General features: G+C 41.0%; 21 protein-coding genes. 13 read left to right on the top strand and 8 right to left on the bottom strand.

Annotation, left to right across the window (positions count from 1 at the left end):
* Positions 1–81: 81 nt before the first annotated feature.
* On the top strand, positions 82–339 hold the full coding sequence (locus FTV38_RS14110; protein ID WP_078189516.1) for a GlsB/YeaQ/YmgE family stress response membrane protein: 258 nt from the start codon (positions 82–84) through the stop codon (positions 337–339).
* Positions 340–419: 80 nt separating this feature from the next.
* Here the strand turns inward: FTV38_RS14110 and FTV38_RS14105 are convergent, their stop codons facing one another.
* A complete protein-coding gene (locus FTV38_RS14105; protein WP_180022822.1) occupies positions 420–1,118 on the bottom strand; it encodes a DsbC family protein in 699 nt (232 codons plus the stop codon).
* Positions 1,119–1,231: 113 nt separating this feature from the next.
* The gene (gene dmeF, locus FTV38_RS14100) at positions 1,232–2,188 is read right to left on the bottom strand and encodes a CDF family Co(II)/Ni(II) efflux transporter DmeF (protein ID WP_180011576.1); all 957 of its coding nucleotides are present in this window, start codon (positions 2,186–2,188) and stop codon (positions 1,232–1,234) included.
* Between the two features lie 56 nt (positions 2,189–2,244).
* Here dmeF and FTV38_RS14095 point away from each other — a divergent pair, with 56 nt between their 5' ends.
* From FTV38_RS14095 to FTV38_RS14085, 3 genes are all read left to right on the top strand, one after another.
* Complete coding sequence (locus FTV38_RS14095) at positions 2,245–2,511, top strand: metal/formaldehyde-sensitive transcriptional repressor (protein ID WP_180009138.1); 267 nt, start codon at positions 2,245–2,247, stop codon at positions 2,509–2,511.
* A gap of 115 nt (positions 2,512–2,626) precedes the next feature.
* On the top strand, positions 2,627–3,802 hold the full coding sequence (locus FTV38_RS14090) for an MFS transporter (RefSeq protein WP_257228795.1): 1,176 nt from the start codon (positions 2,627–2,629) through the stop codon (positions 3,800–3,802).
* Between the two features lie 127 nt (positions 3,803–3,929).
* The gene (locus FTV38_RS14085; protein ID WP_180022821.1) at positions 3,930–5,108 is read left to right on the top strand and encodes a hypothetical protein; all 1,179 of its coding nucleotides are present in this window, start codon (positions 3,930–3,932) and stop codon (positions 5,106–5,108) included.
* A gap of 85 nt (positions 5,109–5,193) precedes the next feature.
* On the opposite strand, the gene mnmE is transcribed toward FTV38_RS14085, so the two are convergent.
* The 5 genes from mnmE to rpmH form a co-directional block, all read right to left on the bottom strand.
* On the bottom strand, positions 5,194–6,549 hold the full coding sequence (gene mnmE / locus FTV38_RS14080) for a tRNA uridine-5-carboxymethylaminomethyl(34) synthesis GTPase MnmE (protein WP_180022820.1): 1,356 nt from the start codon (positions 6,547–6,549) through the stop codon (positions 5,194–5,196).
* Positions 6,550–6,641: 92 nt separating this feature from the next.
* Positions 6,642–8,408 carry a membrane protein insertase YidC gene (gene yidC, locus FTV38_RS14075; protein ID WP_180022819.1) on the bottom strand — a complete coding sequence of 589 codons (1,767 nt, stop codon included), beginning with the start codon at positions 8,406–8,408 and terminating at the stop codon, positions 6,642–6,644.
* Positions 8,409–8,413: 5 nt separating this feature from the next.
* Positions 8,414–8,734, bottom strand: a complete 321-nt coding sequence (gene yidD, locus FTV38_RS14070) for a membrane protein insertion efficiency factor YidD (RefSeq protein ID WP_078189510.1) — start codon at positions 8,732–8,734, stop codon at positions 8,414–8,416.
* Positions 8,735–8,743: 9 nt separating this feature from the next.
* Positions 8,744–9,136, bottom strand: a complete 393-nt coding sequence (rnpA, locus tag FTV38_RS14065; protein WP_078189509.1) for a ribonuclease P protein component — start codon at positions 9,134–9,136, stop codon at positions 8,744–8,746.
* Positions 9,137–9,167: 31 nt separating this feature from the next.
* Positions 9,168–9,302 carry a 50S ribosomal protein L34 gene (gene rpmH / locus FTV38_RS14060; RefSeq protein WP_000831329.1) on the bottom strand — a complete coding sequence of 45 codons (135 nt, stop codon included), beginning with the start codon at positions 9,300–9,302 and terminating at the stop codon, positions 9,168–9,170.
* A gap of 661 nt (positions 9,303–9,963) precedes the next feature.
* Between rpmH and dnaA the strand changes: the two genes are divergently transcribed.
* The 5 genes from dnaA (at position 9,964) to FTV38_RS14035 (ending at position 16,772) form a co-directional block, all read left to right on the top strand.
* Entirely contained in the window at positions 9,964–11,349 is a 1,386-nt protein-coding gene (dnaA, locus tag FTV38_RS14055; RefSeq protein WP_168379515.1) for a chromosomal replication initiator protein DnaA, read from the top strand.
* Between the two features lie 108 nt (positions 11,350–11,457).
* Positions 11,458–12,606 (top strand): DNA polymerase III subunit beta, encoded by a 1,149-nt coding sequence (gene dnaN / locus FTV38_RS14050; RefSeq protein WP_168379516.1) that lies wholly within the window; start codon positions 11,458–11,460, stop codon positions 12,604–12,606.
* 23 nt (positions 12,607–12,629) lie between these two features.
* The gene (gene recF, locus FTV38_RS14045) at positions 12,630–13,712 is read left to right on the top strand and encodes a DNA replication/repair protein RecF (protein WP_078189506.1); all 1,083 of its coding nucleotides are present in this window, start codon (positions 12,630–12,632) and stop codon (positions 13,710–13,712) included.
* Between the two features lie 43 nt (positions 13,713–13,755).
* A complete protein-coding gene (gyrB, locus tag FTV38_RS14040) occupies positions 13,756–16,224 on the top strand; it encodes a DNA topoisomerase (ATP-hydrolyzing) subunit B (protein WP_180022818.1) in 2,469 nt (822 codons plus the stop codon).
* Between the two features lie 170 nt (positions 16,225–16,394).
* Positions 16,395–16,772: a hypothetical protein gene (locus tag FTV38_RS14035; RefSeq protein ID WP_180022817.1), complete on the top strand. Its 378-nt coding sequence runs from the start codon at positions 16,395–16,397 to the stop codon at positions 16,770–16,772.
* A gap of 530 nt (positions 16,773–17,302) precedes the next feature.
* Here the strand turns inward: FTV38_RS14035 and FTV38_RS14030 are convergent.
* Positions 17,303–19,240: an ATP-binding cassette domain-containing protein gene (locus FTV38_RS14030; protein WP_180022816.1), complete on the bottom strand. Its 1,938-nt coding sequence runs from the start codon at positions 19,238–19,240 to the stop codon at positions 17,303–17,305.
* A 196-nt stretch (positions 19,241–19,436) separates the two neighbouring features.
* Here FTV38_RS14030 and FTV38_RS14025 point away from each other — a divergent pair, with 196 nt between their 5' ends.
* The 4 genes from FTV38_RS14025 (at position 19,437) to erpA (ending at position 23,387) form a co-directional block, all read left to right on the top strand.
* The gene (locus FTV38_RS14025; protein ID WP_180022815.1) at positions 19,437–20,441 is read left to right on the top strand and encodes a putative solute-binding protein; all 1,005 of its coding nucleotides are present in this window, start codon (positions 19,437–19,439) and stop codon (positions 20,439–20,441) included.
* 256 nt (positions 20,442–20,697) lie between these two features.
* Positions 20,698–21,708 (top strand): putative solute-binding protein, encoded by a 1,011-nt coding sequence (locus tag FTV38_RS14020; RefSeq protein ID WP_180005536.1) that lies wholly within the window; start codon positions 20,698–20,700, stop codon positions 21,706–21,708.
* 201 nt (positions 21,709–21,909) lie between these two features.
* Complete coding sequence (locus FTV38_RS14015) at positions 21,910–22,917, top strand: putative solute-binding protein (protein WP_180005535.1); 1,008 nt, start codon at positions 21,910–21,912, stop codon at positions 22,915–22,917.
* Between the two features lie 134 nt (positions 22,918–23,051).
* Positions 23,052–23,387, top strand: a complete 336-nt coding sequence (erpA, locus tag FTV38_RS14010; RefSeq protein WP_078189499.1) for an iron-sulfur cluster insertion protein ErpA — start codon at positions 23,052–23,054, stop codon at positions 23,385–23,387.
* The last annotated feature ends 189 nt before the right edge of the window (positions 23,388–23,576 follow it).

Raw genomic sequence — 23,576 nt, 5'->3', positions numbered from 1 at the left:
TAGCTCTGCGCAGTTTTGATTAAAGATAAAGATTGAACATGTCGTAAAAAACAAATACATGATAACAAAAGGAGAGTTACTATGTGGTCACTCATTGTTGCGATTGTTGTTGGTTTTATTGCTGGTTTAATTGCACGTGCGATCCATCCTGGAGATGACAAAGCCGGTTTCATCATGACCACCATTCTCGGGATAGCAGGTTCTTTACTTGCGACCTATGGCGGACGTTTATTAGGTTTGTATGGAGAAAATTCTGCCGCTGGATTTATCGCTTCCGTCATTGGTGCGATCATCGTGTTGTTTATCTATAACCTTGTAACGAAAAAAACCCGCGTCTAATTTTTATAGCGCCATTAAAATACCCGCCTGTAGACGGGTATTTTTTTTATTTATATTTTATTCATACCGTACAACTGAAATTATTTGATCTCTTTTAACATCGATTCTAATTCAGCAGCAGGGTAAGCACCGGTTAAGATCGAACCGTTGGCAAAGACGATTCCCGGTGTACCACTTAGTTTTAAGCTTTTAGCTAATTTTAAATTTCGATCAATGGGGTTTGCACAACTTTTCGCTGACTTCGGTTGAATTCCCTTATTGATTAAATTATCCCAGGCCATAGCAGGGTTTGACTCACAAAAAATCTGCTTAGATGGCGCCAACGACTGCGGTTTTATCGCTGTGACAAAAGTATAAATGGTCACATCATTGAGTTTTGCCAGCTCTACTTCAAGCTTCTTACAATATGGGCAATTTGGGTCAGAAAAGATCGCGATTTGGCGCTTCCCATTCCCCCTGACTGTTTTAATCGCATCTTGTAATGGAAGTTTATTCCACTCAGTTTTTTGCTGACCGAGGATCAATTGTTTGGTCAGATTCTTTTGATCTTTTAAACGGATCATAGAACCTGCGATCACATAATCCGCATTTTCACTCAAATACAAAACTTGATCTTCAACAAAGCCACTATATATGCCCGGCATTTCTGTACTTTGAATATTTTCAATTTTTAAACCGGGGTGCTTTTCTGCCAAGAGCTTTTGAACGTGTGCTGCATCTGCCAAAGCAAAAGTCGAAAGGGTGGTACTCAACGCCAACGCACATATTTTTTTCAACATAGACCGAACTTCAACATTTAATTGATTCAGCATTCTAAGCCTTAACACGTGAAAGTCTTGGGCTTTTTTCAGTTCATTACGCAATAGCTACATGCCGTTTCACGTGGAACATATTAAGCTGCATCAGGTGAATTAATTTCAACAGACACATGTACAATTTCTTCATGAATCGACAGCGCTTGACGCACTTCATCTGCGCTCAATGCCTGACTGGTTTCTAAGGCCACAATACACGAAAACTGACCTTTACCCACTTTCCACACATGTAAATCGGTCACATCGACGTCGACAGGCAATTGCATTAAAACTTCTCGAATCTCATCAACGACAGGGTGATCCATTTCCGCATCCAGTAATGTTTGTCCTGTTTCTTTCATCAAGCCAATGGCCCACTTACCGACCAGCACTGCACCAACAATCCCCAATAGCGCATCTAAAAATCCCCAGCCCATCCATTTTCCAGCAAATAAAGCCACAATGGCCAACACTGAAGTCACCGCATCAGCAACCACATGCATGAAGGCTGCTTTCTGATTGAGGTCGTGATGATGATCATGCTGCTCCTCATGGCTATGCTCATGATGGTGATGGTGATGGTGATGGTGATGGTGATGGTGATGGTCATCATGCAATAACCAAGCACAGATCAAGTTCACCACCAGACCTAAAATCGCAATAGGGATTGCTTCGTTATAATGAATTTGGACCGGGTTGAATAAGCGTTCCACCGAATGAAAAGCCATAAATGCAGCAACGACCATCAATAATATCGCGCTGCTATAGCCCGCTAAAATTTCAATTTTCCAAGTCCCAAAGCTAAAACGAGCGTCTTGGGCATAGTGGCGTGCCGCACGATAGGCAAAATAGGCCAAGCCTAATGCCAACATATGTGAACTCATATGCCAGCCATCTGCCAATAATGCCATCGAATTAAAAATCCATCCGCCAATGACTTCTAACAACATCATGACTGCCGTTAAAATGGTGGCAATTAAGATCCGTTTTTGTGCGAGTGGATTACCTTCATCAAATTGATGATGATGAATTCGGATGGATGGGGAAGTTTTCATTAGGTTCTATGCTTAAATATACTCCCCCATAGTATATTTATTTTCTGGAGAAAGTGTTGAGTCATTTACATCAGGACAAAAAGATTTTAAATCGGGTTAAACGTCTACAAGGTCAGGTCAATGCGGTTGAACTGGCTTTACAGCAACCCGAAGCAGGGTGTATTGAGGTATTACAACAGGTTGCGGCCATCAAAGGTGCTGTAAATGGATTAATGAATGAATTAATCGAAGCACATTTACGCCATCATGTATTGCCTCAAGATGTTGAAATCAATGAAGCAGAACTGGAAGAATTTGTAAAACTGCTTAAACGCTATGGATAACGTTACAACTGTGATTTGACCATGGAAAACAATCGGCATTAAACTGAGCCCATATTTCCGTCTTTCTCATACAGCACAATATTGACCCTATTGACTGTACCTCTGCGACTTTAAAATGACCACATCTCCCTCTTGGCGACCGTTTATCATGGTGAGCCTTGCACTCTGTATGGGCACTATTGGTACAGCGCTAGCTAGTCCTCTGTATCCCATTTATCAACAACTTTGGGGACTGCTGCCGAGTCATATCACCTATATCTTTGTTGCCTACATGTTTGGTTGCCTAGCGACCTTGCTGTTTTTAGGTCGTACCAGTAATAGTTTTGGTTTTTTAAGAACCCTGCAAATCGGTATGGCGTGCATTATCTTAGGTTTAAGCTTGTCGGTGTTTGCCAGTAATGCGCTGTGGTTATCTATCGGGCGCTTTATTATCGGGATTGCCTCGGGTTTAATCAGCACCTCAGCCATGCTTGGTTTGGTCTATACCATTCCTGAACCGCATAAAAATAATGCTCCACAGTGGAGTTCAATCATTACCGTGATTGGTTTTGGTCTTGGCCCATTTATTGGTGGAGTGATTGCCCAATTTTCGGAACAGCCTTTAGTCACCCCTTATATCCCTGTGATCTTTGGGGGGTTGGCGTGTTTAATGGGGTTATTTTTTATTCGCACACCGAATTTTGAGCCACAGCCTTTTTCAGTGGCACCACATTTGGAATTGCCTGAAAAGCGTGATCATTCACGATTTTATATCGCTGGACTGACTGCCTTTTGTGCCTTTGGCTCCTTCAGCTTATTTGCATCACTCGCACCCTCTTTCGTCAAAGATGCGATCCCATGGCATGGCCCTTTGGTCAGTGGTAGTGCCATTGCAAGTATCTTGCTGGTTTCCGCTGTCGTGCAATTTATGGCGAAATCGATTCCTTCTGCAAAATGTGTCAATGCCGGCTTAATAGTGTTAATACTGAGCTATGCGCTCCTTGCGCTATGTATGACCCAACATTGGAGCGCATTGTTTTTTATTAGCGATGTTTTAGTCGGTGTCGGGCATGGTCTGGGGCTTTTAGGCGCATTTGGCTTAGTTCATCAAATGACCAACAATCAAAACCGTGCTGCGGTGATCTCGACCTATTTATTTATTGGATATCTAGGCACCATTATTCCAATTATTGCAGCCGGCTATTTATCTGATCATTTCGGCTTAATGGTCGGTGTTTTAGGTTTTTGTATTGGCGTAGGCTTATTGTGTATCGGCTTATTGTTTTGGCACCGCAGTCTGAACACTAATTAACCATTGAACTTATTCAAGAAGCATCTTGTATTAGGTGCTTCTTAAACCCAAAAACAATTAAGAAACCCTATAAAAATCAATCAAATTAAATTAAGATCTTGTGTGATGTGATTCAATAATTTAAAAAATGCTAAAAATTCAATGTCAAATTAACACTGCGGAAAATCAAATCATCGCCAGCAGCGAATACGGGAATATTCACTATATTTTACCCTTTGAATCCTTACCGCAATTAGAAACTTATGATTTTATCGTTTGGGGCTTTTTACCCATTGCCATGCGCCTTGGCATCCCGCTGCATATAGAAGGACCTATTTCAATACAAACCCTCCACTCCGCACGGGAGGTTTCAACTGTCTGGGCCGCTTGGTTACCTGATTTATATCAACCAGTCATGCTCAGTGCTGCATCGATTATCCAAACACCACCGGCATACCAAACCACTCAAAATTTAAGCTTTTTTAGCGGTGGAATTGACTCCACATATAGTACATACAAAGCTTTTCTTGAAAATGGGCAAGACTCTGATTGTCTCACTGTGCATGGAATGGATTATAAATTTGATGACCATGAAAAATTTCAGGCCTTAATGGATCAGACCCATGACTTTAGAAGCCAAGTTTTTAAGCAAAGTCGCGTGGTAAAAACCGATGCTTACACGCTGTACAGTAAATATGGCTGTAACCCTAAAGGTTCGCATGTCACACATATCTTTTCGCTGTTTTCCTGCGCTTCGATTTTTGAACATTACCAGCAATATCGAATTTCAGCCGATTACCGTTTAGATCAACAATTATTCGTTCATCCCTATGGCTCAAATACGGCATCCAACCGATTGATGAAGAACCGATCTGGGGTCTTAATCACCCTCGACGATGATGTCACGCGATCACAAAAAACCGCATTTTTAAGCCAATCTGACTTAGATTTACAAACCCTGTCGATTTGTGTGGACTATAGGGCTCGACCAAAAAATTGTGGTCAATGCAGTAAATGTATGCGCACCAAAGCCATGTTTTATGCCACTAGCCCCGAAATTCCCGATATCTTTTTAGATCGTCGCTTTGAAAAAGAGTGGTATCAATCCATTCCATTAAGTTCAAAAATTAATCGTGCATTTTTAATTGATATTTTGTCAGCGGTCGAAAAATCCTCGCAACAGCAACAATTTCCAGACTATGCAACACTCAAAGTCAAAGTTGAGGCTGTATCGAAAAGAGCAGCAATCAATCCTTTTTATGAGATGAAAATAAAAGATGTGCTGAGAACGATCATTAAAATCATTTTTGGCTCAAACCCACGCTAAAGCGATGCAAAAAAGCACGATGTTTTCGAACATCGTGCTTTGGATGGATCTATCCATAGGTGAAATGAGGAGCTCAATCGTTTTATTACTTTCCGATACAGAACGATCCAAAAATCTTACCGAGTAGATCATCTGCACTGAAATCGCCCGTAATTTCACCTAAGGCATTTTGCGCCAAACGTAGAGACTCGGCTACCAACTCACCCGCATGATAAACCACCAACTGCTCACGTGCTTCTGCAAGATAGCGCTGCGTGCGCTTCATTGCGTCTAAATGGCGTGTTCGAGCAATAAAGGTATCTTCTTCTGGTTGAAAGCCTGCATGCGCTGTAATCGCATCAATAAGCGCTTGAACGCCGGTTTCTTGTTTAGCCGAAACACGAATATGTCGAAAACCGTTTAAATCGGTAATTTCTGCGGTAGATCCCGTCAAATCGCATTTATTACCAATCAGCATCAAACGCTTCGGTTCAATATGATCGGCGAAGTACGCTTGAGCCAATTGCAGTGGATCTTCGCCCTGACTTAAGTCATAGACCAAAAGTAACAAGTCAGCTTGCTCAATTTCTTTAATTGCGCGGCGAATCCCTTCTTTTTCGACGATATCACCGGTTTCACGTAAACCAGCGGTATCGGTCAAAGTAATCGGCAAACCATTGAGGCTGATTTTTTCATGTAAAACATCACGTGTCGTACCTGCAATATCCGTCACAATCGCCCGTTCCACACCCGCCAAAGCATTGAGTAGAGATGACTTACCTGCATTGGGTTTACCGGCAATCACCACTTGTAAACCCTCACGTAGTAACTGACCTTGACGAGCAGACTGCTGTACAGCATGGACCGAGCTTGCCACTTCATCCAATAAGCCCAAAATCTTACCATCCGCCAAAAAGTCGATTTCTTCTTCAGGAAAATCAATCGCTGCTTCCACATGCAAACGCAAATGGATAAGTTTTTCTAGCACCGTATTGACCTTGCTCGAAAAGGCACCTTGTAATGAACGTACCGCTGAACGTGCCGCTGCTTGTGAGGTGGCATCAATCAGGTCGGCAATCGCCTCGGCTTGCACCAAGTCCATTTTGCCATTTTCAAAGGCGCGCATTGAAAATTCGCCCGCTTTCGCAGCAATAGCACCCAATTCAAGTAACCGTGCCAATAATGCATTTTGAATAACGGGGCCGCCATGACCTTGAAGCTCCACCACATCCTCACCCGTAAAGGAGTGCGGATTTGGAAAGCAAATCACCAAACCTTCATCCATGATTTCATTCGATGCATCATAAAACTTACGGAAACCAGCAAAACGTGCTTGTGGTAAGGATTGCTGCGTTAATGCTTCTGCAATGGCATAAGATTGGGGACCAGACAGGCGAATCACGCCGACACCACCACGACCCGGCGGTGTGGCAATTGCTGCGATGGTGGTTCGGTTTAACATAAAATTCACCTAAAAATTTTCAAACGACAGATAAAGAAAAATCCGCCTAAGATTACCATCTTAAGCGGATTTATTCAGCCCATCAGCAATGCTTAGTTTGCTGAGTCAGCCGCTTCACGTTTTAAACGGTCTTTTTCAACAGATTTGTTAATCAAACCTTGTTGAAGAATAGTAATACTGTTGTTACAGATCCAGTAAAGCACAAGGCCTGCAGGGAAGAACAACATAAATACCGTAAAGATCACTGGCATGATTTTGAAGACTTTCGCCTGCATTGGATCAGCCGGTTGTGGGTTCAAACTTTGCTGAATGAACATGGTCAAGCCCATTAATAGCGGCAAAATAAACCATGGATCCATCGCAGATAAATCTTGAATCCAACCTAACCATGGCGCATGACGTAGTTCAACAGACTCCATCAATACCCAGTACAAAGCAAGGAAGATCGGCATTTGGAGCAATAACGGCAAGCAACCTGATAGTGGGTTCACTTGTTCACGTTTATACAATGCCATCATTTCTTGCGAGAAGCGCATACGGTCTTCACCGAACTCTTCTTTCATGCGTTGCATTTCAGGTGCAATCACACGCATTTTCGCCATAGAGCGGTAGCTCTTCGACGACAATGGCCACAAGATCAGTTTCACCAGAATCGTCAATAGAATAATTGACCAACCCCAGTTACCCACTAAACCGTGGAAAAACTCAAGACCGACAAACAATAATTTCGCAATAGGCCATAACCAACCGTAGTCTACAGTTTGGTTTAAACCAACCGCCAATTCTTTTAATTCAGATTGGATTTTTGGACCTGAATAGAACGTTGCATCTACTTCTGCCACAGTTCCTGCAGGAACATTGATTGCAGGTGAAGTGAACTGAATAATGTTCATATCATCGGTAGATTTACGTGACTCAAGTTTCGCAGCATAAGGTTGACCATTGGCTTGCGTTAATTTGATCTGTCCAGGAATCCACGCACTCACGAAGTAATGCTGAACCATTGCAACCCAACCGCCAGTTGCTTCAACATTCAATTTTTCTTCATTGAAGTTAGCAAATTTAAGTTTGTTGTAATGTTCTTCAGGCGAACCCCATGCACCACCAAGGAATGTACCTAAAGTGAAAATACCTTGATCAGATTTACCTGGATCTTCAGAGTTGTCGCGTTTAAGCTGACCAAACATCTGACCTTGCCAGTTCTGAGCACTGCGGTTCACGATTTTATGATTCACGACAACTGGGTATTCACCTTCAGTGAAGTTAAAGGTTTTAATAACCTCTACACCATCTGCTGTTTTATAAACCATTGGTACTGACAAAACTTTTGCTGTTTGGCCATCTTTACCCTTCACAGCTTTTGCGTCATTCAACGTATATGAAGATTTTTCAATCTCATAGGTTGGACGTCCTTTCGGATTGCTGTCAGGGCCATTAAGACCAATTAAGCCAGACTGAGCAACATAAGTCCGTTTTGCATCGCTTTCAAGCATTACAAACGGTTCGTCGCTGTCTTTATTTTTGTCATGATTGAGTAATTCAATACGAACAATATCGCCACCCTTTGGATTAATCCAAAGATGGTAAAGGTCAGTTTGTACTGAAATTAACTGTTGACTAACAGGTGCAGTGGCATCTGTTGTTTGTTGTGTAGCAGCATTATTTGCTTGCGGCACATCAGTAGCAGCCGTAGCTGTCTGGCCATTTGGTAAATCGGCAGATACTTCATGCGTTACCACCGCAGCATTTTGCTGAGGTTTTTGTTCCGCATTTCCATAATCTTTCTGCCAAGCCAAAATGAGCAAATATGCGACAACAAACATGGCCCCTAGAATTGCAATCCTGGCCCATTGTTGCATAGGTATTACCCCAAGTGGTTAGAGTGATTTTGGTTCAATAAACGTTCACGAAAGGGTACAGCAACGTGAAGCGTTTGAGAATCTATTTGCTGAAATGAAATAAAACGAATTGCTTTTGATGGAACAGGATCATAGCCTGAACCGCCCCAAGGATGACAACGGCAAATACGCTGAACAGCTAGACACACTCCACGTACAGCACCATGTTGATGGACTGCTTCCAAAGAATATTGAGAACATGTTGGAATATAACGACAGCGTGGTCCCAATAAAGGACTAATCGCAATCTGATAGAAACGAATGAGCCAATGCAGTAAACGAACCATTGGTCATCTCTACGCTTGTGGGGAGGTAGCTATTTTTTTATGCTTATTTGCAAGGCGCTGCAATTTTTGCCAAGCAAATTGTAATTGCTGATGCAACTCTGCATTCGGTACCGCCTCTATGCCCATTTTTGGCATAACGACAATATCTAATACATTAGACTGCTGTTGATGCAGGCGAAAACTTTCGCGTGCAAGTCGTTTTACTCGATTTCTTTCATGTGCGCGGCGCACTTTTTTCTTAGCAACAACAATACCCAAACGGCTATTCGGCTGTTCGGAGATTTTTGCTAGAAATAAGAAATGGGGTTGATGCACTTTAAAAAGCGCACCATCGAACACACTTTTATAATCGGCAGCACAGTGTATTCGCACATCTGTGCTAAAGCCGTAAAGTGTTGTCATAACACCCAAGTCTTGACAGTCTTAACTGAAATTAAACAGTTAAGCTGTGACGACCTTTTGCACGACGACGCGCTAATACTTGACGGCCAGCTTTAGTAGCCATGCGAGCACGGAAACCATGAACGCGTTTACGTTTCAACTCAGAAGGTTGGAAAGTACGTTTCATATCGAAACTCCACAAATGATCTTTCAGTAAAGGTTCGCGATTTTAGTGCTCATTGCTTGAGCTGTCAATGAAAAACACGCTTTCTTTCAAAATCTAGGCTGTGATATATCAAGATAATATAAGGATTAGAAATCAGTCAGAAAGTTTTAAATTAAAATATTCACAAACTAAATCATTGTATATATTAATTATTTAAGTTATCTTCAAGTTTACTCACAGATTTATCCACAACCTCAAATTTGTGAAATTGGTTTTTATGAATTTAAATTTGAATTTAAACCAACCATCAAGTTATCCCCAGAATGGGTCGATCTTATAAATAAATTCGAATTTTAAAATTTAAATTTATTATTATTAGTGTTGATATTTTCTGTGGAAAACGTATTTTTAGATTTAAAAAACAAATGGTTACATTGTGGATAACGATGTTTTTATAAGTTTGATAGTTTGTGGATAACTTTGTGCTACAATTTATCCACAGCTTGCGGATAAACTTATCCACACGTGATTTAAATTTAAATTTAAACTCAATTTGCGTTTTTTTGATCGATTTCGACTGATTTGTTCATGACAGATGTGGATAAGATGGTTAGAATGGCTGCCCGCTTAGGCGGGGTTGAATTATTTTTTTACGTACAATGGACTGAAATAGGGGTTTCACATGCTTTGGACAGACTGCTTAACTCGCTTGCGACAAGAGCTTTCAGGAAATGTCTATACAATGTGGATACGCCCACTGGTGGCAGAAGATGCAGGTGATAGTCTAAAACTCTATGCACCGAATCCGTATTGGACACGCTATATTCAAGAGCACCATTTAGAACTGATTTCAATTTTAGCGGAACAGTTGTCTGAAGGTCGGGTACGTAAAGTCGAGATTTTGGTCGATTCACGGCCTGGTGCAATTTTATCTGCAGCTGAGCAACCTGCAACAACCACCGCAGCATTAGAGTCAACGCCACAAGTGTCGGCACCAACACGTCCTAAAAAAGAAAAAGAAGAGACGTCTTCAAAAAATAACCGTAAGCGTCAGCTTAACCCATTATTTACCTTTTCCTTGTTTGTTGAAGGTCGTTCCAATCAGATGGCGGCAGAAACCTGTCGTAAAGTCTTGACGCAGCCCGGTGCTTCGCAACATAACCCGTTATTTTTATATGGACCGACTGGTTTAGGTAAAACCCATTTAATGCAAGCCGTAGGTAATGCATTATTGCAAGCGAAGCCGAATGCACGTGTGATGTACATGACGGCTGAAAGTTTTGTACAAGACTTTGTGAGCTCGTTACAGCAAGGTAAGGTCGAAGAATTTAAGAAAAACTGTCGTTCGTTAGATTTGTTATTGGTGGATGATATTCATTTGTTGGCGGGTAAAGAGGCCAGCTTGGTTGAGTTTTTCTATACCTTCAACGCGTTATTAGATGAATCTAAGCAAATCATTTTAACCTCAGATCGTTATCCAAAAGAACTGACTGAACTTGATCCACGTTTGGTTTCACGTTTTTCGTGGGGCTTATCGGTGGGTGTTGAACCGCCTGATATTGAAACCCGTATTGAAATTTTACTGAAAAAAGCGGAAAGCAATGGGGTGGAACTTCCACGGAATTGTGCGTTGTTTATTGCTCAACAAGTGGTTGCCAATGTCCGTGAACTAGAAGGTGCGCTGAATAAAGTCGTAGCCATTTCTCGTTTTAAAGGCACCCCAATCGATCTAGATGTGGTGCGTGAATCGTTAAAAGATGTGTTGGCAATTCGTGCGCGCACCATCAGCACGGAAAATATTCAGCGTGTGGTGAGTGAATATTTCCGTATTCCACTGAAAGAATTGATTGGTCCAAAACGTACACGCATTTATGCACGTCCACGTCAGTTGGCTATGGGGCTAGCACGTGAGCTGACAGGGGATAGTTTTCCTGAAATTGGTATGGCTTTTGGTAATCGTGACCACAGTACTGTGATGCATGCCTGTGAAAAAGTACAAAGCCTGCGTGAAGAAGATCCAATCTTCAATGAGGACTATAAAAACTTGCAACGTCTGCTGCAAAGTTAAGTCTTTTCGTTCAAATTCTGTTCTTGCAATGCGGTATATTCTGCCGCATAGTACACTGCTAAAAAATTAATTTATTTTGTCTGTCTTCAGTTTTTAGAGGAATGTATCGTGCGTTTAAAAATCGCGAAAGAAAGCTTACTGAATGTTCTATCACATGTCGTAGGAGCGGTTGAACGTCGCCATACCTTAAATATTTTATCCAATGTAAAAGTACAGGTAACAGAGCAAGCTTTGACCATTACGGGGTCGGATCTTGAAGTGGAACTGGTTGCAAGCACATCACTTACTGAAGGTGCATGTTTACAAGCAGGTGTGACGACTGTTCCTGCACGTAAATTGATGGATATCTGTAAATCATTACCGTCAGCGGCATTGATTGATTTGCAAATTACTGAAGATCAACGTTGTATTTTAAAATCTGGAAACAGTCGTTTTGTATTGGGTACTTTGCCTGCAGAAGACTATCCATTATTAACCACTGAAAATACTCAAGGCACTCAAGTCGGTGTGACTCAGCGTGAGTTAAAGCGTTTATTTGAGAAAACATCTTTTGCCATGGCGGTTCAAGATGTGCGTTTCTATTTGACAGGTACTTTGCTTGAAATTGATGAAAATCAATTGCGTGCAGTAACGACCGATGGTCACCGTTTGGCGATGTGTGAAACAGCGGCAAGCTCGAATGCGACACAAGCAATGCAAGCGATTGTTCCACGTAAAGCTGTAGGTGAATTGCAGCGTCTATTGAGTGTTGAAGACGAGCAATTATCGTTGTTGATTGGTCGTGAATTATTAAATGTAACGATTACCATTGCCAGCCGTGATAAAGAGCAGGGTGATATTACCGTACGTTTCACCACAAAATTGATCGATGGTAAATTCCCTGACTACCGCCGTGTGATTCCACGTGGTGGTGATAAAAATGTGCGCATTGCACATGATGTATTTAAACAATCACTACAACGTGTGGCGATTTTAAGTAATGAAAAATTGCGCGGCGTATTCTTGAAGTTTGATGCGGACACTTTACAACTTCGTGCCAATAACCCTGAGCAGGATGAAGCTATCGAAGATCTCGCGATTCAATATGCTGATGCACCGATGGAAATGTCATTCAATGCACAGTACTTATTGGAAGTTCTGAATGTATTGGATGGTGATGATGTTGCAATGACCATGACAGAAGCGAACCAGTCGGTATTGGTACAAGATCCACAACAACAAGATCAAACCTATGTTGTGATGCCAATGCGTGTTTAATTTGGACTGACGTCTCAATTATTATGCATATCACGCGTTTACATGTAGAACGTGTTCGAAATTTAAAGACGGTTGCACTCTCTGGGTTGCAGCCGTTTAATGTCTTTTATGGGCAAAATGGTTCAGGCAAAACTTCTGTATTAGAAGCAGTACATTTGCTGGCAACAGGCCGTTCTTTTCGAACTCATATTCCGAAAAACTATATTCAAAATAATAGCCCTGACGCTGTCGTCTTTGCGCAGTCTGCAACAGATCGTATTGGTATGCAAAAAATGCAGTCGGGCGAGCAAGTGATTAAAGTCAATGGCGACCTTGTGGGGACACAAGGGCAGTTGGCTAAGATTTTACCACTACAACTCATCGACCCACAAAGTACCGATATTATTGATCATGGTGCGAAGCCACGACGTCAACTTTTAGATTGGTTGATGTTCCACGTGGAACCGGAGTTTTACCATGCATGGCAATATTATGCGCGGGCATTAAAACAGCGGAATAGTTTGCTGAAATCACGACGTCATTTGAGTTTGTCTGACCTAGAACCGTGGAACAAAATGCTCAGTGATTATGGTGAGATATTACATAGTCTGCGCAGTAATGTGGTGGAACAGTGGACGCGATATTTCCAACAAGATCTCGAAGCATTATTGCCGCATTTAACAGTGACATTGGAATATAGTGCAGGCTTTCATGCTGAAACAGGACTGCTGAATGATCTGACCAATCAGCACTTTAAAGACTGCGAACGTGGCTATACTGAGTATGGTCCGCACCGTGCAGATTTAAGGTTGAAAACCGCTATGGGTGATGCAGATGTTGTGCTCTCTCGTGGGCAAAAAAAGTTATTGATCATGGCGTTAAAACTGTCACAGATTGCAATGCTACATGCTTGTAATAAGGAAACTGTGGTATTATTAGATGATCTGACAGCAGAATTAGATTTAACCGCACAACAGCGTTTAATTGAGCGTTTAAGCCATCTTGGTAGTCAAGTTTTTATTACCACTTTAGACCATGATTCAGTGCAAAAACACTTACATGATTTATCTATTTCTTATCAATTATTCAAAGTTGAAAATGGTACGGTGCAGGCTGTTGTGCAATGAAATACCACCTTTGGATAGACCTATTTTTCACTAGGGAGAAACCATGAGTTCAGAAGATCAAGCTGCTTCTCAAACAGAACAAACCATAGAAAAAGCTTATGATTCCTCTAGCATCAAAGTATTACGTGGTCTAGACGCTGTACGTAAGCGTCCGGGCATGTATATTGGTGATACTGACGATGGTACTGGCCTACACCACATGGTGTTTGAAGTTGTCGATAACTCAATTGATGAAGCGTTGGCAGGTCATTGTGACGAGATCAATGTAACCATTCATGAAGATGAATCTGTAAGCGTATCGGATAACGGTCGTGGTATTCCTACCGACATTCACCCAGAAGAAGGTGTTTCTGCAGCAGAAGTGATTTTGACGATTCTGCATGCGGGCGGTAAATTTGACGATAACAGCTATAAAGTTTCAGGCGGTCTACACGGTGTAGGTGTATCCGTGGTGAATGCGCTTTCAAGCAAGCTCGAATTAACCATTCATCGTGCAGGTCAAATCCACCAGCAAGAATATAAACACGGTGATTCCGTGTATCCATTAAAAGTGGTGGGTGAGACAGATCGTACCGGTACACGTGTACGTTTCTGGCCAAGTGCTGAAACCTTCAGTCAAACGATTTTTAATGTCGATATTTTGGCGCGTCGTTTACGTGAATTATCTTTCTTGAATGCAGGTGTGAGAATTGTGCTACGTGACGAACGTATCAATTTAGAGCACGTTTATGACTATGAAGGTGGTTTGTCTGAGTTTGTAAAATATATTAACCAAGGCAAAACCCATCTGAATGATATCTTCCACTTTACTACTCAAGCGGATAATGGCATTGGTGTAGAAGTTGCATTGCAGTGGAATGATTCTTATCAGGAAAATGTTCGTTGCTTTACCAACAACATTCCACAAAAAGATGGTGGCACGCATTTAGCGGGTTTCCGTGCTGCATTAACTCGTGGCTTAAACAGCTACATGGAAAGCGAAAACTTACTCAAAAAAGAGAAAGTAGCAGTTTCTGGTGATGATGCACGTGAAGGTTTAACTGCGATTGTTTCGGTGAAAGTGCCTGATCCAAAATTCTCTTCGCAAACCAAAGAAAAATTGGTGTCGAGCGAAGTGAAAACTGCGGTTGAGCAAGCGATGAATAAATCATTTGCTGAATATCTTTTAGAGAACCCACAAGCCGCTAAATCGATTGCAGGCAAGATTATTGATGCAGCACGTGCGCGTGATGCAGCACGTAAAGCACGTGAAATGACTCGTCGTAAGAGTGCGCTTGATATTGCAGGCCTGCCAGGTAAATTGGCCGATTGTCAGGAAAAAGATCCTGCATTGTCTGAACTTTACTTAGTCGAAGGTGACTCTGCGGGCGGTTCTGCAAAACAGGGCCGTAACCGTAAGATGCAAGCGATTTTGCCGCTGAAAGGTAAAATCCTCAACGTGGAACGTGCACGTTTTGACAAGATGATTTCTTCACAAGAAGTGGGAACACTGATTACTGCTTTGGGTTGTGGTATTGGCCGTGAGGAATATAACCCAGATAAACTGCGTTATCACAAAATCATCATCATGACCGATGCCGACGTCGATGGTTCGCACATTCGTACGCTACTGTTGACCTTCTTCTTCCGTCAAATGCCAGAACTTGTGGAACGTGGATATATTTATATTGCACAGCCACCGTTGTATAAGCTGAAAAAAGGCAAGCAAGAACAGTACATCAAAGATAATGATGCGCTTGAGACTTACCTGATTTCAAATGCAATTGATGAGCTTGAATTACACATCAGTGCAGAAGCGCCAGCCATTCGTGGTGAGGCTTTAGCTGGCGTGATTGCGGATTATCAAACCTCTCAAAAGAGCTTGCATCGTCTGACTGTACGTTATCCTGCAAGTGTGTTGGATGGTTTATTGGCAGTAGAAGGCTTTAAGTTAGATCAAGCAAATAACCAAGACTATGTACAGACTTGGGGGGAGCAGCTACGTGCCAATATTGAGAAAACTCAGCCTAGCTTACGTCCTGAATTAAGCTTAGAAACGTTTGAGCATGAAGATACCGAAGGCAATAAGTCAGCGACCTATTTCCCGCGTATTACCATCTATGTTCATAACTTACCGCACCAATACTTGTTAGATTCAGGTCTATTGGGTTCAGGTGAATATGCGCGTTTGCTCAAAAATTCGAAGAGTTGGTTCACCTTATTGGAAGAAGGTGCTTACCTGCAAAAAGGCGAGCGCAAAATTCCAGTGAGTAGCTTCCATCAGGTTTGGCAAAACATCCTACAAGACTCACGCCGTGGAATGATGATTCAGCGCTATAAAGGTTTGGGTGAGATGAATGCTGAACAGCTTTGGGAAACTACAATGGATCCTGAGAACCGTAACATGCTGCAAGTAACGGTACAGGATGCGATTGAAGCTGATCGTATGTTCTCTTGCTTGATGGGTGATGATGTGGAACCACGTCGTGCTTTCATTGAAGAAAATGCGTTAAATGCGGATATTGATGCCTAAATTCTGATTACAGAATCATTCAAAAAAGCACTCTTCGGAGTGCTTTTTTTTGTGCTATCTTAAATAAAATTGAATATTAAATCGCCAATTTGTGTTTTATAAAATTGACTTATTCTGATGCTAAGCTCACATCAAATTGAACTTAGCAGCTAAAAATAAGAGGTCTATATATGATGGACAATCAACTTGAACACATTCGTGACATCTGGGTAAATGCATTTTTTACCGGAAATTATACCGTTCTAGCCGAATACGAAGATGAGCACTTTAAGGTGGTTTATGAGCAAGACGGGCGTGTCGAAAGTAATTATGTCCGCTATGAACGTATTGCACATGCGGTGAAAAATGGGGTTTGGAAACCACAAAAACCAGACGTAGAATTTGAAGAATATGAGTTTAATCGTGACCAAACTGAGTGCAAAATTTTAATTGGTTTAGCTGAAACACTGCAGCAAATACAGGAAATCTGGCATTTTGATCAGACCTGGAAAATACAAGAATTACGTTTTTTAAAGGCAAAAAAAGCCCATCCTTCTGCCTTATCTTAAACAATAAAAAGTTTAAATTGATGTAGTCAGTGGAGATAAAATGCATCCATCTTGCAAATGTGGATAAGTTTTGTGAATTTTCACATTTAATAGTGTTCAACATCAAAGTCATTTATAATTGTGGATAATATCATTTAAAAATATTTATCCACAAAAAGGTGGTTCGATATTTTGAATTTAAAAAATAAAAATGAATTTAAAACCAAGATTTGAATTTAAAAATGGCTTTTGTGGATAACTGTGGCAATGAGTTTGATGTGAAGTGTATTTTTTGAATTCATTTATAAAAGTAGGATAAAAGCTATCGCTGAATTTTTAGATTCTTTCTGAATAGAAATGCCTTAACGATGCAATAACCAGTTGGATATGAACATTCGATTTTTTAAATATTTTTTAGATTTATAGTGTGATTATTATTGTGAAGTATAAATAAAAAATCGCCGTGGAACATTTAAACTTCACGGCGATTGATTTTTTGAGCTTAAGTTAGGTTTTCTTAATAATGCAAATCTAGGGTTTTGCTTTTTAAATTAAGCTTCAAAACTACTTTCCATTTCTTCTAATTCCATCATTAATTCAAGCATTTGCTCTTCGACAGATTCAAGTTTGGCTTTTAATTCTGTTTGCTCATTCATTAGTTTGAGTAAGTCATCTTTACGACTGGCTTCATATAAAGCACTGTCTGCCAATAATTCCTCGATTTCGTTTAAGCGTGGCTGAATTTTGCTGATTTGCGCTTCATTTTTTTCAATGTTTTTACGAATCGGGCGGGTCAATTCACGCTGACGTGCAGCTTCTTTACGTTGCGCTTCTTTATCGACTTTAGAAATCGTCTGTTTAGTTTCAACTTGAGATTTGATGGGAGTAGGGGCTTGTTGGCTATTTTTCATCATGTCAATCCGTGCTTGACGCAGCCAATCGGCATAAGCCACAAGGTCGCCATCAAATTCACGACATTTTCCATGATGTACCAACAATAATTCGTCACAAACACTAGCAATCAATTGACGTTCATGCGAAACCAAAACCACAGCGCCTTCAAAGTCTTGTAATGCCATAGTCAGGGCATGACGCATATCAAGGTCTAAATGGTTGGTCGGTTCATCTAGAATTAAAACATTGGGGCGCTGCCAAACAATCAAAGCCAAAGCCAATCGTGCTCGTTCACCGCCTGAAAAGCCTTCACTTGGCGTATCCATGCGTTCGCCACTAAAACCAAAGCTACCTAAGAATGAACGTAATGCAGCTTCACTGATTTTTTTGTCAGCAATTCGAGATAATTGCAACATAGGGCTGGCATTGCCATCTAAAGCATCCATTTGATGCTGCGCAAAATAGCCAATATTCAACAGTTCCGAGGCTTTGCGTGTCCCTTGTAATAAGGGAAGGTCTCCAACCAAGGATTTAATTAAGGTTGATTTACCTGCACCATTCATTCCCAGTAAACCAATACGACTGTTTGGGGTAATCTGTAAATTCACATTGGTGGCAATCAGTTTGTCACCATAGCCAATATCGACATGTTCCATTTGTAACAGTGGTGAGCTCATTTTGGTTGGCTCACGGAAACTAAAGGTAAATGGCGTATCGACATGTGCGGCAGAAAGTTCTTGCATGCGTTCTAATTGCTTAATACGGCTTTGCGCCTGCTTAGCTTTAGTGGCTTTGGCTTTAAAACGGTCAATAAATTTTTGGAGATGCGCACGGGTTTCGAGTTGTTTTTCATAGGCTTGTTGCTGTTGTGCCAAGCGCTCAGAACGGGTGCGTTCAAAGGTCGAATAGTTGCCGGTGTAAAGCGTCAGCTCTTGATTTTCGATATGTAAAATATGATCAGTCACCGCATCTAAGAAATCACGGTCATGTGAAATCAAGATCAGTGTGCCTTCATAAGCTTTTAACCAATCTTCTAACCACAAAATCGCATCTAAGTCTAAGTGGTTGGTTGGTTCATCGAGTAATAATAGGTCAGAACGGCTCATCAGGGTACGCGCAAGGTTTAAACGCATACGCCAACCACCAGAAAAGCTTGAAACATTGAGTTGGGACTGATGTTCAAAGAAACCCAGGCCGGCCATCAGTTGTGAGGCTTTTGATGGAGCTGTATAGCCATGGATTTCATCAAATCGGCCATATAAGTGTGCCAGCGCTTCATTGTCTAATTGTTCTGGATGTTCAAGTTTATGTTGTATATCCCAATATTCTTCATCGCCTGATAGAACGAAATCAATCGCTTTCATATCCAACGCTTTGATTTCTTGCGCCATATGCGCGACGGTCCATACTGCAGGACGTGTTAATGAACCACCATCAGATTCCATTCCACCTAAAAGCGCAGAAAAAAGAGTCGATTTACCCGCACCATTTACACCAGTTAAGCCGATTTTCCAGCCTGGATGCAATTGCATAGATGCTTTTTGAAATAAAACACGCCCACCGCGACGAATGGAAAGTTGGTCTAACTGAATCATGGAACTAACTAAACAAGAAGAATGTGGGGCTATTCTAATGGATGGCTTTGCAAAAGAAAAAACAAAGCATCGCAACCATCTGAAAAAATGTGACAGATTCCACGTATTTAGGTATATTGAACGGGCTTTAGTATTAAAAAAATATTTCAAGTTGTTGTTTTAAATGGATTAATAAAACATATTGGAAATATAAGAAATGAGAAAAGGAATTTTAATTTTATCGCTTCTTTCAGGTGTGATGTCTGCACAAAGCTATGCCAATCAGAAGGTTTGTGTGTTCGATTTACTTGGAAAAGCGGGGGAATCTTATAAGCTAATGGAAGAGTGGTCTCTGGCCAGTAAGGCATGGGGAGCACAAGTTCAACTGATTTCATATCAAGATGAATCCAAAGTCGATAAAGATTTTAAAGAAGGGAAATGTGACGCATTTTATATGACCTCGATGCGGGCACGTGCGTATAACAAATTTGCTGGTTCGATTGATGCCATTGGCGGTGTACCGAACAATACCATCGCACAAAAAGCCATTACCTATGTCTTAGATAAGCGGAACAGTAAGCGACTGATTACCAATTCAGGTAAAGATAGTTATGAAGTGGCAGGGATTGGGCAAATTGGTTCAGCCTATATTTTTGTCCGTGATCGCAATATCAATAATTTAGAAAAAGCTGAAGGTAAAAAATTTGCCATTTTGCATTATGACTATGCGCAAAAAGAGATGGTCGACCGTGTCGGCGCTGTGCCAGTCATGTCGGAAATTTCCAATTTTATTCGCAAATTTAATCAGGCCGAAGTTGAAATTGTGGCTGCGCCGGCTTATGCCTTTAAGCCACTCGAAATTTCAAAAGGCTTAGGCACTACTGGGGCGATGGTTAATTTTCCTGTGGTGAATGTCACGGCAGACCTGATTATTCGTAACAATAAATTCCCAGATGGTTTTGCTGAACCCTCTCGGCAATGGTTCGTTAAACAATTACCGAAAAGTTTTGCCATGGTAAAACGCATGGAAGCTGAAATTCCTGCCAAATATAAGATGAATCTCAGCAAAGATGATCAGTTGAAATATCAGAAAATTTTGCGTGAAGGACGGATGGATTTAACCAAACAAGGAATCTACGACTCCACCATGATGACGGTACTGAAAAAAGCACGTTGTACGATTGAGCGAACCAATTTTGAGTGTTCAGTGGCGGGTGAATAAGCTTTTTTCTGTATTTCTTTGTAAAGTTTCATAAAAAGGCTGTAAATGCAAAAAGCCTTTTTTGCATACAACATGATGATTATATTTATAATTTTGCCTTAAATAAAAAAGTGATATTAATCACAAAAAAACAGAATGTGCCAAAATGACATAAATAAATGGAGTAAATGCTCTATTTTTTTTAAATTAACTTGCTTAATATCGGCGTTGTGTAAGGACACCTCTGAACCATAAAAAGATTTGAAAGGAAAATAGAATGAAAAAAACGCTCCTATCATTGGCTACATTTGCTGCAATTGGCTTTGCTGGTTCAGCTCAGGCAGCAAAAGTAGATATCTGTGTATTTGACTTACTGGGTAAGTCAGGTGAGTCATACCAAATGGCTCAGGAATGGGCGCTTGCAGCAAAAGGCTGGGGTGCTGAAATTAACTTAATTCCGCGTCAAGATGAAGCAGTAGCCGACAATGATTTTAAAGCGGGTAAATGTGATGGCGTATTTATGACGGCAATGCGTGCTCGTCAATACAATAAATTTGCAGGTTCGATTGATGCGCTTGGTGGCGCACCGAGCAATGCAATTGCGCAACGTGCGATTACCTTTGCATTAGACCAACGTAATGCTGCAAAAATGGTCAGCAACCTAGGTGGTAAGAAATACGAAGTGGCGGGTATTGCTCCACTGGGTTCAGCATTCATCTTTGTCAAAGACAAAAAAATTGACTCAATTGAAAAAGCAGCAGGTAAAAAGTTTGCAGTATTAGGCTATGACGAAGCACAAAAAATTATGGTGCAACGTGTCGGCGCTCAAGCTGTGGTTTCAGATGTATCTAACTTTGTGGCGAAGTTTAATAATGGTCAGGTCGATATGGTGGGTGCGCCTGCGTATGCCTACAAACCATTAGAGATTTATAAGGGTTTAGGTACCAATGGTGCGATGTTTAACTTCCCAGTTTTACAAGTGACCGCGGACTTTATTATTCGTCCTGATCAGTTCCCAGCAGGCTTTGGTCAAAAATCTCGTGATTGGTTTGTGAAACATTTACCGAAGAGTATTGCGATGATTAACCGTTTAGAGGCGGGTATTCCTGCGAAATATAAACTTAACTTAAGTGCAGAAGATAAAACCAAATATCAAAAATTATTGCGTGAAGGTCGTATGGATATGACGAAACGTGGCATTTATGATGCGGGCATGATGTCAGTATTGAAAAAGGCACGTTGTTCTGTCGATAAAGCCAATTTTGAATGTTCACTTAGCGGCGAATAAACTGATATTTAAAGAAAAAAGCCTGGATTTATCCGGGCTTTTTTTCGCAAATGCATAGGTCATTTTCGCCATTGAGTCAGCAAAATATTCAGGTAATCTAAATTGAAATCGAGGGCTGTGAGTATATTTAATCATACTCCGCATGACCCAAAAATCAAAAAATGGTTAAAACAAAAACAGTAAAAAACAAGGAAAGTCAGTATGAAACAATGGACAAAGGCATTGAGTATTGCTGCTGCGTTAATGGCGGTGAATGGCGTAGCTCAAGCAAAGCAAGTGGTGTGTGTATTTGATTTGGTTGGTAAAAATGGTGATGTTTTTACCCTGATGAGAGATTACCAATTGGCGGCAAAAAACTGGGGCGCAGACATTGAGCTCCGCGTCAGTCAAAATGAAGCGGTGATTGCGGAAGATTTTAAAGCCGGTAAATGTGATGGGATCAGTGTCACAGGTATGCGTGGTCGTCAATTTAATAATTTTACCGGTTCTTTAGATGCGATTGGTGCAATTCCAGATTTGAAACTTGCGGTTAAAGTGATGCAAGGCCTTGCGAGTCCAACGTTTGCAAAGAGCATGGTCAATAGTAAATATGAAGTGGTAGGTGTGATTCCTGTAGGTGATGCCTACCTGTTGGTGAATGACCGTAGTATCAATACTGTCGCTAAAGCAGCAGGTAAAAAAATTGCGGTGCTTGATTATGATGAAGCGCAGAAAATTATGGTGCAACAGGTGGGGGCTCAAGCGGTCAGTGCTGACGTGACCAATTTTGGCTCTAAATTTAACAATGGTCAGGTGGATATTATTGGTGCACCTGCAGCGGTGTTTAAACCCTTGGAGTTACATAAAGGTTTAGGTAGTAAAGGTGCAATTGTTAATTATCCAATTTTACAAGTGACGGGTAATATCATTATTCGCCCAGATAAATTCCCAGCGGGATATGGGCAAAAATCACGTGATTGGGTCAAAACACAATTACCTCGTGCATTCACGATATTAGGCAAAATGAAGTCAGAAATCCCAGCTAAATATTGGATGGATGTTCCAACGGCAGACAAAGCTGGCTATCAAAAAATGATGCGTGAAGCGCGTATTGATTTGACTAAACGTGATATCTACGACAAGCGAATGATGAAATTATTATGGCAATTCCGCTGTAAACAAGACCCGAAAAACTTCGAATGTGCATTACAGGACGAAAACTATAAATAAGTTTTAAATGAATCTTGAGAAAAATACTCTGATTTAACTTTAAACTGTGAAGACTGACCATATATTGAGTATGTTATACTTGAAACATGGTCTTTTCTTTTTAAAGACACCCCAATGACTCAGAGGAATCCATCATGAATGCTCAAGCACTTGTGCTGACTGACAATGCTGCCAATAAAGTACGCCAATTGCGTGACAGTGAAGGTAATCAAGACCTCATGTTACGTGTATATGTGACTGGTGGTGGTTGTTCAGGTTTCTCATATGGATTTAATTTTGCAGAAAGCCAAAACGAAGATGATGCTGAATTTATCAATGAAGACGTGAAAATGTTGGTGGATTCACTTAGTTATCAATATTTAGTTGGTTCAACAGTCGACTATATTGAAGGTTTAGAGGGTTCTCGTTTTGTGGTACAAAACCCGAATGCGACAACCACGTGTGGATGTGGATCTTCATTCTCGATCTAATCACGATGATGAATTGAGCCATAAAAAAGCCCTCATTTTGAGGGCTTTTTTAATGTTTAAAATGTCCCGTCCTGAAATAAGTTTACACCTTAAGAGACTTATTTTATGGAACATGCACAAGAACAACGAGTTAAACGCACACAACGTGATTATAGCTTCGCCTTTAAAATGATGGTTGTACATGAAGTA

It is taken from the genome of Acinetobacter sp. YH16044, from assembly GCF_013417145.1.
Taxonomy (GTDB): domain Bacteria; phylum Pseudomonadota; class Gammaproteobacteria; order Pseudomonadales; family Moraxellaceae; genus Acinetobacter; species Acinetobacter amyesii.
Note: the sequence above shows the minus strand (reverse complement) of the source record. Positions and strands in the feature narration are given on the sequence as shown.

Coding starts and splice junctions, on each gene's coding strand:
- FTV38_RS14030 (WP_180022816.1), bottom strand. CDS start 19,240: ATGATTCAGTTAGACCAACTTTCCATTCGTCGCGGTGGGCGTGTTTTA.
- FTV38_RS14035 (WP_180022817.1), top strand. CDS start 16,395: ATGATGGACAATCAACTTGAACACATTCGTGACATCTGGGTAAATGCA.
- yidC (WP_180022819.1), bottom strand. CDS start 8,408: ATGCAACAATGGGCCAGGATTGCAATTCTAGGGGCCATGTTTGTTGTC.
- FTV38_RS14020 (WP_180005536.1), top strand. CDS start 20,698: ATGAAAAAAACGCTCCTATCATTGGCTACATTTGCTGCAATTGGCTTT.
- dmeF (WP_180011576.1), bottom strand. CDS start 2,188: ATGAAAACTTCCCCATCCATCCGAATTCATCATCATCAATTTGATGAA.
- rpmH (WP_000831329.1), bottom strand. CDS start 9,302: ATGAAACGTACTTTCCAACCTTCTGAGTTGAAACGTAAACGCGTTCAT.
- mnmE (WP_180022820.1), bottom strand. CDS start 6,549: ATGTTAAACCGAACCACCATCGCAGCAATTGCCACACCGCCGGGTCGT.
- dnaA (WP_168379515.1), top strand. CDS start 9,964: ATGCTTTGGACAGACTGCTTAACTCGCTTGCGACAAGAGCTTTCAGGA.
- FTV38_RS14085 (WP_180022821.1), top strand. CDS start 3,930: ATGCTAAAAATTCAATGTCAAATTAACACTGCGGAAAATCAAATCATC.
- FTV38_RS14090 (WP_257228795.1), top strand. CDS start 2,627: ATGACCACATCTCCCTCTTGGCGACCGTTTATCATGGTGAGCCTTGCA.
- FTV38_RS14105 (WP_180022822.1), bottom strand. CDS start 1,118: ATGTTGAAAAAAATATGTGCGTTGGCGTTGAGTACCACCCTTTCGACT.
- FTV38_RS14015 (WP_180005535.1), top strand. CDS start 21,910: ATGAAACAATGGACAAAGGCATTGAGTATTGCTGCTGCGTTAATGGCG.
- erpA (WP_078189499.1), top strand. CDS start 23,052: ATGAATGCTCAAGCACTTGTGCTGACTGACAATGCTGCCAATAAAGTA.
- rnpA (WP_078189509.1), bottom strand. CDS start 9,136: ATGACAACACTTTACGGCTTTAGCACAGATGTGCGAATACACTGTGCT.
- gyrB (WP_180022818.1), top strand. CDS start 13,756: ATGAGTTCAGAAGATCAAGCTGCTTCTCAAACAGAACAAACCATAGAA.
- recF (WP_078189506.1), top strand. CDS start 12,630: ATGCATATCACGCGTTTACATGTAGAACGTGTTCGAAATTTAAAGACG.
- FTV38_RS14110 (WP_078189516.1), top strand. CDS start 82: ATGTGGTCACTCATTGTTGCGATTGTTGTTGGTTTTATTGCTGGTTTA.
- yidD (WP_078189510.1), bottom strand. CDS start 8,734: ATGGTTCGTTTACTGCATTGGCTCATTCGTTTCTATCAGATTGCGATT.
- FTV38_RS14025 (WP_180022815.1), top strand. CDS start 19,437: ATGAGAAAAGGAATTTTAATTTTATCGCTTCTTTCAGGTGTGATGTCT.